Annotated in this window: 13 protein-coding genes and 1 pseudogene; 7 read left to right on the forward strand and 7 right to left on the reverse strand. The window is 62.0% G+C overall.

Features of this window, described 5'->3' with window-relative positions; translation table 11 throughout:
* The first annotated feature begins 660 nt into the window (after nt 1-660).
* From AB1555_11685 to AB1555_11695, 3 genes and pseudogenes are all read left to right on the forward strand, one after another.
* Nucleotides 661-1764: pseudogene (locus tag AB1555_11685) on the forward strand (IS5 family transposase).
* A 747-nt stretch (nt 1765-2511) separates the two neighbouring features.
* Nucleotides 2512-2823: a PilZ domain-containing protein gene (locus AB1555_11690; GenBank protein MEW6247352.1), complete on the forward strand. Its 312-nt coding sequence runs from the start codon at nt 2512-2514 to the stop codon at nt 2821-2823.
* A 161-nt stretch (nt 2824-2984) separates the two neighbouring features.
* Nucleotides 2985-3401 (forward strand): response regulator, encoded by a 417-nt coding sequence (locus AB1555_11695; GenBank protein ID MEW6247353.1) that lies wholly within the window; start codon nt 2985-2987, stop codon nt 3399-3401.
* An 83-nt stretch (nt 3402-3484) separates the two neighbouring features.
* On the opposite strand, the gene AB1555_11700 is transcribed toward AB1555_11695, so the two are convergent.
* On the reverse strand, nt 3485-3790 hold the full coding sequence (locus tag AB1555_11700; protein MEW6247354.1) for a hypothetical protein: 306 nt from the start codon (nt 3788-3790) through the stop codon (nt 3485-3487).
* 411 nt (nt 3791-4201) lie between these two features.
* On the opposite strand from AB1555_11700, the gene AB1555_11705 reads away from it, so the two are divergent.
* A complete protein-coding gene (locus tag AB1555_11705; GenBank protein MEW6247355.1) occupies nt 4202-5419 on the forward strand; it encodes a hypothetical protein in 1218 nt (405 codons plus the stop codon).
* A 112-nt stretch (nt 5420-5531) separates the two neighbouring features.
* Here the strand turns inward: AB1555_11705 and AB1555_11710 are convergent, their stop codons facing one another.
* From AB1555_11710 to AB1555_11725, 4 genes are all read right to left on the reverse strand, one after another.
* Nucleotides 5532-6098 carry a hypothetical protein gene (locus AB1555_11710; protein MEW6247356.1) on the reverse strand — a complete coding sequence of 189 codons (567 nt, stop codon included), beginning with the start codon at nt 6096-6098 and terminating at the stop codon, nt 5532-5534.
* Nucleotides 6099-6417: 319 nt separating this feature from the next.
* Nucleotides 6418-6741, reverse strand: a complete 324-nt coding sequence (locus AB1555_11715) for a hypothetical protein (GenBank protein ID MEW6247357.1) — start codon at nt 6739-6741, stop codon at nt 6418-6420.
* Between the two features lie 64 nt (nt 6742-6805).
* A complete protein-coding gene (locus AB1555_11720) occupies nt 6806-7657 on the reverse strand; it encodes a hypothetical protein (GenBank protein ID MEW6247358.1) in 852 nt (283 codons plus the stop codon).
* A 116-nt stretch (nt 7658-7773) separates the two neighbouring features.
* Nucleotides 7774-8106: a hypothetical protein gene (locus AB1555_11725; protein MEW6247359.1), complete on the reverse strand. Its 333-nt coding sequence runs from the start codon at nt 8104-8106 to the stop codon at nt 7774-7776.
* Between the two features lie 257 nt (nt 8107-8363).
* Here AB1555_11725 and AB1555_11730 point away from each other — a divergent pair, with 257 nt between their 5' ends.
* From AB1555_11730 to AB1555_11740, 3 genes are all read left to right on the forward strand, one after another.
* Entirely contained in the window at nt 8364-8534 is a 171-nt protein-coding gene (locus AB1555_11730; protein MEW6247360.1) for a hypothetical protein, read from the forward strand.
* Between the two features lie 151 nt (nt 8535-8685).
* Nucleotides 8686-9636 (forward strand): NmrA/HSCARG family protein, encoded by a 951-nt coding sequence (locus AB1555_11735; GenBank protein ID MEW6247361.1) that lies wholly within the window; start codon nt 8686-8688, stop codon nt 9634-9636.
* Nucleotides 9637-10086: 450 nt separating this feature from the next.
* On the forward strand, nt 10087-10524 hold the full coding sequence (locus tag AB1555_11740) for a hypothetical protein (GenBank protein ID MEW6247362.1): 438 nt from the start codon (nt 10087-10089) through the stop codon (nt 10522-10524).
* A 174-nt stretch (nt 10525-10698) separates the two neighbouring features.
* Here the strand turns inward: AB1555_11740 and AB1555_11745 are convergent, their stop codons facing one another.
* Complete coding sequence (locus tag AB1555_11745; protein MEW6247363.1) at nt 10699-11163, reverse strand: SRPBCC domain-containing protein; 465 nt, start codon at nt 11161-11163, stop codon at nt 10699-10701.
* A gap of 47 nt (nt 11164-11210) precedes the next feature.
* Nucleotides 11211-12746: a DegQ family serine endoprotease gene (locus AB1555_11750; GenBank protein ID MEW6247364.1), complete on the reverse strand. Its 1536-nt coding sequence runs from the start codon at nt 12744-12746 to the stop codon at nt 11211-11213.
* Nucleotides 12747-12853 lie beyond the last annotated feature (107 nt).

Raw genomic sequence — 12853 nt, forward strand, 5'->3', positions numbered from 1 at the left:
GGCCTAGGACCAACGATCTCGGGTCGACCCGACCCAGAGGTCGGACAAAACATCAACCACTTAGCCCCAGGAGGGGGGGGAATTTCAGATGAAAGAAAAGGGTCCCTTTTCAGATGAAAGTTGACAAATGTGCCGGCGACCAAAGCCGGCCCTCGAAAGCGGGGCGCGCTAGCGCCTGTGTTGCGGCGCATGTCAGTTTCCCCTCGGGCGCGGTCGGGTGTCACGGTGACCAGGCGCCATGGCGTGACCCAGCCGCGGGGCATGCGCGGACTCGACCCGCTGCCATCCGCAGTTGATGCATCGCCATCCGTTCGAAGGGCCGTAGTATTTAAAGAGTCGTTCGGTAATCATCAGGCCGCGGCATTTTGGACCGAGTCATACAACATTATTTCAGATACTTGGTGTTGTAGTTGAAATCTTTTCTCAATATCATTTACAGGATACAGGAAGGCATCACCGGAAAGGAATGTTCATTTTCCGGAAAAGGATGTTCAATCGCCGAATGGAATAACAGCCACCAGCGGTGCTGACAAGTCGATCAGGCCGCGCTCCTGTTGGATGACTGGACGGAACCCTAGCAAACTGTTGAAAAACCCCTTGACTCTGGCCTGACTAGGTATTATCACCATGCAGCCGTTCACACGACCAGGAGGGAGAACGATGCGCGGTGAGGTGGATCCCCAGCAGGCCCTCTTCAGCTATGTGTCCCCAGAAGCCCGAGTGCCAGCCACCCATCCGTTGCGAGCGATCAAGGCCAAAGCCGACGACGTCTTGGCAACCCTGGAGCGGACCTTTGACAAGATGGATAGCTCGACCGGGCGGCCATCGATTCCGCCGGAACGGTTGCTGAAGAGCGAGTTGTTGATCGCGCTGTTCTCCATCCGCGGGCACCGGCTCTTCTGCGAGGAGCTCACCGACAACAGGCTGTACCGCTGGTTTCTGGATAGGAGTCTCGATGACCCGGGGTTCGATCACAGCACGTTCAGCCAGTACAGTGAGCGACTGCTCCGGCACGAGGTGGCCCAGCGGTTCTTTGATGCGGTGGTCACCGCCGCCCGCCGCGAGGGGCTGCTCTCGGATGAGCATTTCACGGTGGATGGCACGCTGATTGAGGCCTGGGCCTCGCTCAAGAGCGTGAACCCCAAAGCGGCCCCCGCCGCGACGCTGCCCCCAGACGATCCGGGCAATCCCACGGTAGCCTTCCAGGGGGAACGGCGCACGAATGCGACGCATCAGAGTACGACCGACCCGGAAGCCCGCCTGGCCCGCAAGGAAGGGCCAAGGCAAGGAAGCCACGCGCTGTTTCTCCGGCCATGTCGTGATGGAGAATCGGCACGGCCTGTGCGTGGAGGGGCCGATCGCGCCGGCCACGGGGACGGTCGAACGGGAGATGGCGCTGGCCAGGCTGCGCCGCCAAGCCCGCGGGGGATTCGCCCTCGCACGCTTGGGGCGGACAAGGGCTATCATGGCACGGACTTCGTGCGCCAGTTGCGCCGGCGCCACATTCGTCCGCATCTGGCGCAGGTGGCGGGACGGCGCACGCCGGGCCTTGATGGCCGGACCACCCGCACGGCGGGCTACGCGCTGAGCCAACGGATCCGCCAGCGCGTGGAGGCAAGCTTCGGCGGGTGCAAAACGCTCGGTGGCTTGCGCAGCACCCGCTTTCGGGGCCTCGCCCGGACGCAGCATGCGGCCTCTCTCGTCGGCGCCGCGTACCACCTGCTCCGCATCAGCAAGTTGCGGGCGGCAGCGCCGGTGACCTGATCTCCCCAAAGGGGAACGATCATGGTTGGTGATCACCAACAAGCCACAAGACGACAGCCAGGCTCCCTCGGCCGACGTGAAGCCGTTGCCAGTTCATCGTGAAGAGGGAAAATTGTCGTCGTGCAAGGGGGTTTTTCAACATCCTGCTAGTAGTACTCAAGTTTGATCCATGGGATAAAAAGGTACCGGGGATAGAAAGGTACCGGGAGTCGTTTCTAGCGGGGACCGCAGAAACGGCCGCAACGCGGATACGCTGATATTGGGCGACGGGCTTGTCATGGGCGCGTTCCACGCACTAGGGAGCACAGCTTAGCTGAACCTCTGGGACGCAGGGGAGATAGGGAGACTCGCTGAGGGGCGCCTCGCGGCTGCCGCGATCTCTTGGAATGGCCGAAAACAGCTCAAGGAGCCGATTTTAGCGATAGGGACCTGAGGCAAGGCGCGGCCCAACACGGGGATCTCGGCTGCGAGCGGTCGACGAGCATCGGGACTGCTCAAGGCCGTGTTCTTTTCCGTCACCGGCATGAAGGAAAATCCATGCGGCAAGCCGATGCCGATTTTTGTCCTAGAAGCCGGTTGCGTTCGCCAGCCGGATGGCTGTGCCCTTCCGATTTTCGTATCAAGACCGAGCATTTGACCACTGGTTCCCTCGAGTGGTCTATTCTTGCCGACACGTCCGGGCCCGCCTCTTGCCCTTTCCCCTACCGAACCGAGCTTCGTTTCCGCAGGGAGAGCGAGGTTGGAACCATGGAGCGGCGTCAATTGGAGCGGCGCCAATTTCCGCGGGTGCCGGTTTGCTACCTTGGGCACATCTTTACGGGCGACAAGGCGGCACTCGATGCCGTCGTGCTGGACCTCTCGGTCGGCGGGTGTCGCATGCACAGCACGTCGCCGGTTCTCCCAGGGGCGCGTCTGGATCTGCAGATCGCGCTGCCGAATCAAATCGCGCCGTTTGTCGTGAAGGGTGCGACAGTCCGATGGTCGCGGCAACCGGAATTCGGAGTCTCCTTCACGGGGTTGCGTCCGGAGGACCAAGCGCGTCTGTGTCGGCTGATGTGATCGACACGAGTCCGCCCCGGGCTGTATCCTGCCGGCCGCCCGGCCGCCCGGAGGACGGCTGCGCAGGTTGGGCCGGAGCCTGAGCATGCGAACCAGCCGACGCTCGTTTGTGCGTGGAGAACAAGTCTCGTTCCGACAAGGAAACAAGAGAGGTGTCAGACATGCACTCGAAACAAGCCACATCAACGATCTGTTCGCCGCCCCGAGTCGGCACCATTCTCCTCGTCGAAGACCACAAGACCCTGCGCGACCTTACGCGGAACGCGCTGCTCAAACTTGGCTATACGGTGCTGTTCGCGGCGGACAGCGACTCCGCCATCAAAGTCTCGCAGATGCATCGCGACCCTATCGATCTGCTCATCGCCGACGTGGTCCTGCCCGGAATGAACGGGTCTCGATTGGCCGAACGACTCCGGACTCTCCGACCGGACATGCGGGTTCTGTTCATGTCCGGGATGGTGCCGGAAGGCAGCGTTCGGATCGCCGCGATATCGGGATCGGGATTTCTCCAGAAACCGTTCGGTCCCGACGTCCTGGCCGCCAAAGTACGGGAGATGCTGGCGGATACATGCTCGTGACCAGGGGGAAGGACGAGACAAGGGCGAGGACCTTCCCTGAGAAACGCGTCGCCGGACGCGCGGCGGGACGCCGCCCCGGCTCACTACTTCTTGAAGAGATTCTGGAACGCGCGCCGCGCGGCTTCAGGGTCCGTTGAGCCTGACGACGTTTCCCGCTCGACCGTGACGCGCAGCGAAAAGAAGGTGCACTCGTTGCGCGCGCGCTTGTCGGCGATGCGCTCCGGGATCGGCTGGGTGCATTCGAACCGCTGGCCCGGAGCGAAGTGGGCGCATTGCTGGCAGGCATGCAGCTCTGCTTTGCACTTGGGACATTGGCCCAGCGCATCGGTCAACGAGGGGAGTTGCGTTCCGCAGTCTGCGCAGCGGACGACGGTTCGACTCGGAAGCATCGCGGGCGTCCGCGACGTAGATGGCCCCTCGGGCTTTCCTCTTCCCTCCTTTTCGGATTCCCGATACCCTCGCTGGCCGTATTTTCTGTCCGCCATCGCGATCCCCCTAGGATTCCGGCTTCAGTCTACTCCAAGCGGCTATTGGTGTCACCCAGCACGCGCCGTGGTTTGCCCAATCCAGCAGAGCGCACTCCTCTCACGGGGCGCGACCTGCGTTGTTTGAACAGAGTGTCGCGGCCGCCGCCTGCCAAGGCTCCGCCCCACTTCACTGACCTTCTCGGCGAATTGTTGCCATCCGCCTCAGACTCCCCCGAACGCTCCTTCTTCGGTCGTTCACTTCAGAACGTGGAGGTGTAGAATACCCCTTGCGGCCTTGCTTTGGCGAGGAGTCCTTCGTCGAAGGAGGAGAACATGAAGCAGATCGCACAGAACCACAATCGGGAACACGGTGATAATGTCGGCCCTTGGATCAGACATACAGCCCTTCCAGCCTTGGTGTTAGGGTGGGTGGCCTTGGTCGCACTGCCGACGCACGCCAGCCATCAGGGCCATATGGGTCATGCGGAGGAAGAAACCCATGAGCCAACCGGGCCGGGATATGCGATCCCGGGCGCGTCCTTTCGGGTCTTCCTGGATACGGGAAACGCGACGCCGGCGGGCGGGAGGCTTGACCAGACCCACGTCGAGGCGGCCGTCCGGACCGTCGTCGAGGCCTTCACCGTCATGCTGCAACATCGGAGCGACTATGCGCGATTCGATGAAGCCTTGAAGAAAGACGCGCTCGACAAAGTCGTCGTGGAACCCGCCGTGGTGAATCGGGACGGAAAGGAATTTGCGTTTTTGGTCGCCCGCACGAAAGATCCAGGCCGGGTCAAGCTGTTGATCAGCGCGTCGTCATTGAAGGAGAAGGGCTATCTGGGGCATCCCGACGAACTGGTTCCGGTCCTGGCCAGGGAGTTCCAATGGGTCGTCAGCAAAGCGGATACCGCTCCCAAGCCCAAAACCGTCTCGGTCGAACGCGACCTCCGACATGCTCCGATCCGCACGGACAATGAGATTCGGGAGATGTCGGGGGAAGAGCGGGAACGCCTCCTTCGCCGACTGTTCGACACGTATCTGAGAACCGTGGACGACTTGAAGAGCTTGCAGGGGCAACCGTTTTACGAAGTCGGCACTACCACGCTGGTTCCGCCGAGCAATCCCGACTCCACGATCAAGCTGTATGACATTCGGGTCCGTGAGGCCCTGCAGAAGATCGTGCGGGACCCGTATTTTGCGGAACACACGCCGAAGGCGGTCCGCAGCCTGCTAAATGGCAAAGTTTGGAACGTCGCGTTCGTCAAAATCGATCAGCGGGATTGGGCGACGCGCACCCGGGTGCTTCCGGAAGAGAAGGCCGTGTTGGTGGGGAACAGCGAACATCCGATTCAACCGGCTGCGGTGTTGATCAACACCTACCGGACGGCGGCTCCGGACGACCCGTTTTATGCGGACACCAAGGGCCTGCCGATGGGGGCCCTCTCGGCGGATCAGCTTGCCCGCGTCATCGCTCTCGAAATTCAGCACAACATTGTCGAGAAGTCCATGCGAGGGCACGTGGTCCAGGACGCGAGCACCGCGCCAAAGTGAGGGGGATAGCGGCGCGCGGCAGAGTACGGGAAAGGCGCCGGGCCGATTGCGCAGGACCTGGCCTCACGCAATCGGCCCGATGCGCCGGGCGCGGCGCCTTGCTCAACTCCACTTATTGTTTCTGCCCGGTCTCCTTGCTCCGGGCGGGTGCGCTCTGCGTGGCCTCGGGGAAAACGGCATGCTGTCTCTCGCCCGCGGTATCCGTCAGGCCGAGGCGCTGACGGTCCGTATAGCCGGTCCAGCGCGGGTTCGTCACGCCGGATAAGGCTTTCCCTTCCAACGCCGCCTGCGCCCTCTGCACGATCATCGCCTTCACCGGCTCGACATCGCCGGGGCTGTACCAGCCCTTGACGACGCCGCGATCCAGAATCCGGATGGCGTCGGCGATGAAGGCTTTGGCGTATTCTTGGTTATTGTCGGCCAGCGCCTGGCTCGCTTGGTTGAGCAGGTGCAGAATCGCCGGCACCGGCGGATCTGCCGGAATGCCCATGAACAAGTCTCTGAACCGCTCGCCTGCAAGCTCCGTCTGGATCTGCTTGACCCAATCGGCGGTCACGCGGTCGGCTGACGCCGGCGCAAGCCATTGCGCGGCATACGATCCGGTGGAACCCATGGCAACCGTCGCGATCGAGAACACGATCGCGAACAGGAAGATTGATCGGTCCATCGTTTTCGGCATGGGGAGTCCTCCTTTCTCCTACCATTGCGACAGGGTCGGCATCGTCTATCATTTTATCTTCGACTTTGCCGGAGTGCGTGGCGCCGCGCCATTGCGTATCCGTCGTGCGTGCCTCGTCAAGGAGGGCTGTGGGCAAAACCCGTGGTCACCGAGATGACGAATGCGAAAACGCATCACCCTTTCACCTTATCGAGCACTCCGTGGCTAAACAACCCCAACGCGGCCGAAACGTGTAAGCGGCTGATTATTGGGACATTTGGACTATAGCTTGGAAGGGAGAGAACGGATGGAGACGCGGAGCGTCGCTCTTCGCAGAGCTTCAACCTTCCTTCTCCGAGAGCTCGAACGCCACGTCGGTCTCCAGGGCGAAGCGGCCGCGGCCGCGCGGGACGAGCCGCACATCCGGACACTTCTGTTCCATTCGTTTGCGCAGCAGGATCAGCCGGCTTTCCAAGTTGTCCTTGATCTCGGGCAGGCCGAGCCACGAATCCATCCGGAGCTCGCGGTTGGTGAACTCGGATCGGCCTTCCTGGCGGTATTGCGTAAGCAGGCGCCACAGAATGCGGCCCGGCACGTTGCGAATCAGATATTCGCCGTCCACGAAGACGCAGTCGTCGCGGCGGAAGAAGCAGAACTGCCGCACGCGCGGCGATGCAGGCGAATCCGTCCCGGCTGACGAGTTGGATCAGCTTTGTCGTCGGGGGCTGCTATCGAATGGTAAAGTCCAGGACCATGCCTTTCCTGGCATGGGAATCCGGGATATGGGGATTCGGGAACAGGCAGATCAGGGCGTAGCGGCCGGGAGATAACGTGGCGGTGAAGACGCCCTCTGCGCCGGGCTCCAACTCCGTGATCCCTCCGACCAGCTTTCCCGGCAATGGAACGCCGTGGCCCAGCGTCCATGCGGACACAATCTGATCGGGCGATGCGTCCGCCGCGAGCCGGAAGAGACTGACTTCATGCGGCTGACTTCCGCGATTGACGGTATAAAAGGTATGACGTCCCGGCCTGATGCGTTCCACGAGGCTGAAATCAAAATCGTGCATCGCCAGATGGTAGTGGCCGGAAAAGGCAGGCTTCGAAACCGCTCTCTCGATCACTTGCAACGACTTCCGCATGCCCAGTGCCGCATGCGGCATCCCATTGTGCGCCGGGATCGTGCAGATGAGCACATAAGAACCCGGGGCAAGATAGACCACAGCCTCACCCTCTTCCCCGGGTTCGACCCCGTTCGGTCCGCCCACTCGCTTGGCCCAGGAAGGGAGTGTAAGCACAGGCCCCAGAAATGCCGCGTTGAGGTCTTGCGGACGTTTGCCGTCCTCTAGGCGAAGCAGTTGAATGTGATGCGGTTCGCGGCCGTGATTGACGAGCCGGACGGCGGTCATGCCGGAAGGCAAGACCGCGGGGCCGTCGAACCCATAGTCTTCGGCCGTAAAGGTCGCGACGAAGGTTTCAGACGAGGAAGGCGACGGGGCCGAAGCGGCGAGACCGCAGAAACCGATCGACATCCAGAGAAGGATGAAAAGCTGAGAATACCAACCGACGCCAACGGGTTTCATAGCGAATGTTTCATCTGCCCCGTCCCCCGGAGGCCGTCTGGGAAGTCGGACGGAGCAAAATGGTACTCACTCCTGCCGATTGCGTCAATGGGGAAGAAGGACGAGGTCGCGACGAGTCATTTGAAAAATTTGTCGGCGGAGGGACGGAGATCTTTTTCCAGGTCAAGGGACCGCCCGCCCGATGGTGCCCCGAGGCCCTCGGGCGCGCCCCTGCCGAGATCCCTGTCGAGGCTTTTCAAAATCTCGTCGGGACGTTTGGCGCCGATGAAGTCGCGAAAGAGCGTCGGTCCCGGGGGCGGACTCGGCCCTCCCGGCGGTCCGACCATAGGGGCCGTTCCAGGCCGATCGTCGACCCGGAAGTCACCGGCAGGACCCAGTTGCGCCGGCTGCGCGAGCGCGGAGATGCTGATGACCAAACCAAGGAAGAGCAGAGGCGCGACCCATCGCATGGTGGCCTCCATCTATCTATGGGAGGGTGGGAACGAGACAGGCGGTTCACTATACCATGCTGGAGAACGCAGATACAGGGGATCCCATTCGAGACGATCGAAGAGGCGAACGGGAACCGGCGAACCCGGCCGGCAAGGCAAGCTGTTGGTCGCGCGGGGGAATCCTTGCTCCAGCTCGCGTGACCGTCCCCGTCCAAACTCGATACAATAGGCCGCGAGTTCGCTCGCCGGATGAACGTGCTCAACGGAGGCCCATCATGCAACTGGCTTTAGAACCGCAAGAGCAGGAGATCTTGGTGTGGGCGCTGAACGGCGCGGTTTCCGACCTTGGAGCCGAGATCGCCGATACAGAGAATCAGGAGTTTCGAGAAGACCTGAAGAAGCGAAAGGCGATCTTGCTGGGGATTCTCGACCGTCTGAATAAATAGATGGGCGGTCTGCTCATCGCCTGACCGCGGCGAACCGGGCCGAACGGAACAGTTGATTGTCGCGGTATGGGATGGGCGTGCATGATCCAAGGAGGGATGGTTGAACGCGAGGACAGGCGTACGTACAATGTCGCGGGGAGGGTTCATCGTCATGGCTGACAAGAAAATCATCGCGGTGGTAGGGGCGACGGGGATGCAGGGCGGCGGACTGGTCCGCGCGATCGTCAACGACAAGAACGGGGGTTTTGCGGCGCGGGCGCTCACGCGCAAGGTGGACTCGGACAAGGCCAAAGAGTTGGCAAAACTGGGCGCGGAGGTGGTCGCCGCCGATCTCGACGATGTCGAGAGTCTGAAGCGGGCGTTCTCCGGCGCCTACGGGGTGTTCTGCGTCACCAACTTCTGGGAGCATTTCTCTCCCGAGAAAGAATTCGCCCAGGCACGGAACATGGCGCAGGCAGCCAAGCACGCGGGGGTCCAACACGCCATCTGGTCCACGCTTGAAGACACGCGGAAGTGGGTCCCGCTCACCGACACCCGCATGCCCACGCTCATGGGCAAATATAAGGTGCCGCACTTCGACGCCAAAGGCGAAGCCGATAAGGTCTTCACTGATCTCAGCCTGCCAACGACGTTCCTGTTGACTTCATTCTACTGGGACAATCTGATTCACTTCGGCATGGGTCCCAAGAAAGGTCCGGACGGCACGTTGATGTTCACTCTCCCGATGGGCGACAAGAAATTACCGGGCATCGCCGCCGAAGACATCGGGAAGTGCGCCCTCGGCATCCTTAAACGAGGCCGGGAGTACGTCGGCAGGACGGTCGGCATCGCCGGCGAGCATCTGACCGGCGCGGAGATGGCCGCGAAGCTTACCAAGGCGCTGGGGCAGGAGGTGCGCTACAACGCCGTGACGCCCGAGGCGTATCGCGGATTCGGATTCCCCGGGGCCGAGGATCTCGGCAACATGTTCCAATTCAAGCGCGATTTTAATGACGTCTTCTGCGGCGCGCGCGATCCCGCCGTCGCCCGCGTCCTCAATCCTGCCGTGCAAACCTTCGACCAGTGGTTGGCTCACAGCAAGACCCGCATTCCGCTTGGCTAGGGAAGGGACCGACTCTTTTCCCATTTTGGGTGAATAACCGTCAATTCACCCCGGCGCTCCTTCCCTTGCCTCCGGTGGGAGAGGGCTGAGGTTTCTCCATCCGCGTGGGCGAGCCGAACCCTCGTGCAGTTCCTTCTTCAAGGACCGCTCGCGAAGTGCGATGTGCCACGACCGTGCGCGGGGACAATTTTGTAGCCCCGGCGACAAAATGCGTCAGGGAAAGACCGGACCGGTCGAGCAGCGATATCTCGATCTGGCTTCGGCTGAAAAACAAAAACCACTTGTTGTGTATGCAGTTCGTTGCAAGCGGCGACAGCCCCTTCCTTTGACGACCTTTTAACCCTCCTGCGGCACTACATTTGCCGTCTTTTCCCCAGGCCTGTCGTTTGGGACTATCCCTGAGTCTTGAGGCGCGGGACTGTCCATCCGCAACGATCAAGGAGCAATGCCATGAAAAATATGATCCTGGTAGCGACCGCGGGATTCCTGCTGGCGGGTTGCGCAGTGGACGACGGGCGGCGTCCGAACGTCAACGTCGGCGTCTCGATCGGCGGTGACGCTCCCGCTCGTGGCGGCGGACCTCCGCCCTGGGCCCCCGCGCATGGGCGGCGCGCCAAGGAGGCGGCCTATCGATACTATTACTACCCGGCCGCGGGTGTGTACCTCAACGTCAGTACCGGAACCTATTTTTACATGAGCGGCGGGACGTGGCAGGTTTCCGCACAGTTGCCGTCTTCCGTGGTGATCGACACGGGCGATTACGTGAGCCTCGAACTGGAGACGGACAAGCCATATCTCTTCTACGACGAGCACAAGGTCAAATTTAAAGGCAAGAAAGGCCATCCCAAAGGCAAAGGGAAGTGGAAAAACGGCGGACCGCCTTTCTGACGCCGTGAGGTCCCATTCCGGTATGCCATCCTTCGATTGATCACGCGGGTGATCCGCGGTGATCCTTGCGGCTGCCATCCTCTACTCACGGTCCCCATGAGCCTTCGGCCGCGACCCGTTGCAATCGGAAAAGAGCAACGGGTACCCGGCTGGTCGGTGACAGACTCCGCATTTTCATGCCAAGGCCTCGATCAGCCGGGTGAGGCAACCCGTCCAGCCGGACCGATGTCTGTCTCGTTCTTCGGCGGTCGGGAAAAACTCGTGCGTCAGCGTCAGCTCGGTGCCCGCCGGGACCGTCCGCAGCTCAACGGTGACGAGCGTTTCATAGAATTCCTTGAGCCCACGCCAGCCCGAGCCTTCCCAAGACCAGGAGAACACCAGCCGTTCCGTCGGTTGCACGTCCTTGTAGGTGCCCTTGACCGCATAGATCGCCCCGTCGGGCGCCTTCATCTGGATGCGGTACGTTCCGCCGGCGCGGAGGTCCACTTCTGCTTGCCAAGTGGAGTAGTCGTCCGACGGCGCGAACCAGCGCTTCAGCGTTTCCGGGTCCGTCCACGCGTGGAAGACCTTGGCGCGCGGCGCCGCGAGCCGGCGGGTGATCCGGAGCGCGGTGTTGGAGGCGAAGGGCTGGTCGGCCATCTCGATTCCTCCAACGGATAGGCGAGGGCCGAGACGCTCTCCTTATCTTATCCCGGAGAAATGGACAGGAAGATGGTCGCGTTGCCGCGGCTGAGCAGGAGCAGGACCGGCGATTTGGGCGAGAGCTGACCGGTCAGCCGTTCGAAGTCCTGGACGTTCTTCACCGGCTTGCGGTTGATCTCACGGATGATGTCGCCGGCGCGCAGGCCGGCGCGCTCCGCCGGGCTGTCGGGTTCGACTTCCGTTACCAGCACTCCGCTCTTGGAGCGGCCGGAGCCGGACGGGACCGGTTCCACGGTCACTCCGGCGAGCGCGTGCTCGCCTTTCGCGCCTTCCGAGGAGCCTCGCGAGGCCTTCGCGAGGTCTTTCGGCAGCTCGCCGATCATCAGCTTGATCTCTTTCTCCTGTTTGTCGCGGAGCACCGTGATGGTCACCTGCGTGCCCGGCGATGTCTCGGCGACCAGAGCGCGCAGATGGGCCGGGTCGTTGATGGTCGTCCCGTTGTACTGGAGGATCACGTCGCCGCGCTCCAGCTTGGCCTTGGATGCCGGGCTGTCCTCCATCACGTCGGCCACCAGCGCGCCTTTGGTGTCGGAGACGCCGAATTGCTTCGCGAGATCCTGATTGAGTTCCTGAATCGAGACGCCGATCCAGCCGCGCACGACCTTGCCGTGCTTGATCAGGCTGTTCATCACGCTCATCGCCATGTTGCTGGGAATGGCGAACCCGATGCCCATGTAGCCCCCGGTGCGGCTGAAGATCGCCGTATTGATCCCGATCAACTCACCTTTCAGATTGACCAGAGCGCCGCCGGAGTTGCCGGGGTTGATGGCGGCGTCGGTCTGGATGAAGTCTTCGTAATCGACGATGCCGACGTTGGCCCGTCCGACCGCGCTGATGATGCCCATGGTCACGGTCTGATTCAGGCCGAAGGGGTTGCCGATGGCGAGCACGAGCTCGCCGACCTGCAGTCGGCTCGAGTCGCCCCACGCCAGCGTGGGCAAATCGGTCGCGTCGATCTTGATGACCGCGATATCGGTCTTGGGATCCGTGCCCACCAGCTTGGCCTTGAAGCTGCGCTTGTCCCCTAACAGAACCTTGATCTCATCGGCCTTTTCCACGACATGGTTGTTGGTGACGATATAGCCGTCCGGGGTCACGATCACGCCGGAGCCCAAGCCCTGTTCGCGTCGTTCTTTCGGAATGCGGAAGCGGCGTTCGAATTCTTCCCCGAAGAAGCGCCGGAAAAAGGGATCGTCGAAAAACGGATTGGAGAATTGCTCGCCGCCGTCGCCTTTCCGAGTGGAGGAGATGTTCACGACGGATGCGCGGGCGGCTTTCGCGACCGCGATGAAGGTCTCATTGGACGGAATCCCCGCGGTCGGCAGCGCGGTGGCGACGGGGGTCGGCGCGGGAGCCGGGGCGGCCACCGCCGCGGGCGGCGTCGAAGGCAGCGGCGGCGGTTCCTGTTCTTGCGAACAGCCGAGCACGACCAGCAGGGCCGCCGAAAGCCCGAGGAACAGGAGCCTGGGGAGGCCTTTCCGGGGCGAGCGATACGTGGCCGAACATCTAGGCAGAGACATGCGCTTGTTCCTCCTCACTCGAACATGCGGCCGGTCTAAGTCAGTTTATTAACCTTCCGGGCTTCTTAGTCAAGATGCGAGAAACATCTCGCTCGCGAAGGACGGCG

This window comes from Nitrospirota bacterium (assembly GCA_040755395.1).
GTDB lineage: Bacteria > Nitrospirota > Nitrospiria > Nitrospirales > Nitrospiraceae > DATLZU01.

What these genes read in the sequence shown, in the direction of transcription:
- AB1555_11695 (MEW6247353.1), top strand. Translation starts at nt 2,985, where the DNA reads ATGCACTCGAAACAAGCCACATCAACGATCTGTTCGCCGCCCCGAGTC.
- AB1555_11725 (MEW6247359.1), bottom strand. Translation starts at nt 8,106, where the DNA reads ATGCGATGGGTCGCGCCTCTGCTCTTCCTTGGTTTGGTCATCAGCATC.
- AB1555_11700 (MEW6247354.1), bottom strand. Translation starts at nt 3,790, where the DNA reads ATGCTTCCGAGTCGAACCGTCGTCCGCTGCGCAGACTGCGGAACGCAA.
- AB1555_11740 (MEW6247362.1), top strand. Translation starts at nt 10,087, where the DNA reads ATGAAAAATATGATCCTGGTAGCGACCGCGGGATTCCTGCTGGCGGGT.
- AB1555_11730 (MEW6247360.1), top strand. Translation starts at nt 8,364, where the DNA reads ATGCAACTGGCTTTAGAACCGCAAGAGCAGGAGATCTTGGTGTGGGCG.
- AB1555_11750 (MEW6247364.1), bottom strand. Translation starts at nt 12,746, where the DNA reads ATGTCTCTGCCTAGATGTTCGGCCACGTATCGCTCGCCCCGGAAAGGC.
- AB1555_11705 (MEW6247355.1), top strand. Translation starts at nt 4,202, where the DNA reads ATGAAGCAGATCGCACAGAACCACAATCGGGAACACGGTGATAATGTC.
- AB1555_11690 (MEW6247352.1), top strand. Translation starts at nt 2,512, where the DNA reads ATGGAGCGGCGTCAATTGGAGCGGCGCCAATTTCCGCGGGTGCCGGTT.
- AB1555_11735 (MEW6247361.1), top strand. Translation starts at nt 8,686, where the DNA reads ATGGCTGACAAGAAAATCATCGCGGTGGTAGGGGCGACGGGGATGCAG.
- AB1555_11710 (MEW6247356.1), bottom strand. Translation starts at nt 6,098, where the DNA reads ATGCCGAAAACGATGGACCGATCAATCTTCCTGTTCGCGATCGTGTTC.
- AB1555_11720 (MEW6247358.1), bottom strand. Translation starts at nt 7,657, where the DNA reads ATGAAACCCGTTGGCGTCGGTTGGTATTCTCAGCTTTTCATCCTTCTC.
- AB1555_11745 (MEW6247363.1), bottom strand. Translation starts at nt 11,163, where the DNA reads ATGGCCGACCAGCCCTTCGCCTCCAACACCGCGCTCCGGATCACCCGC.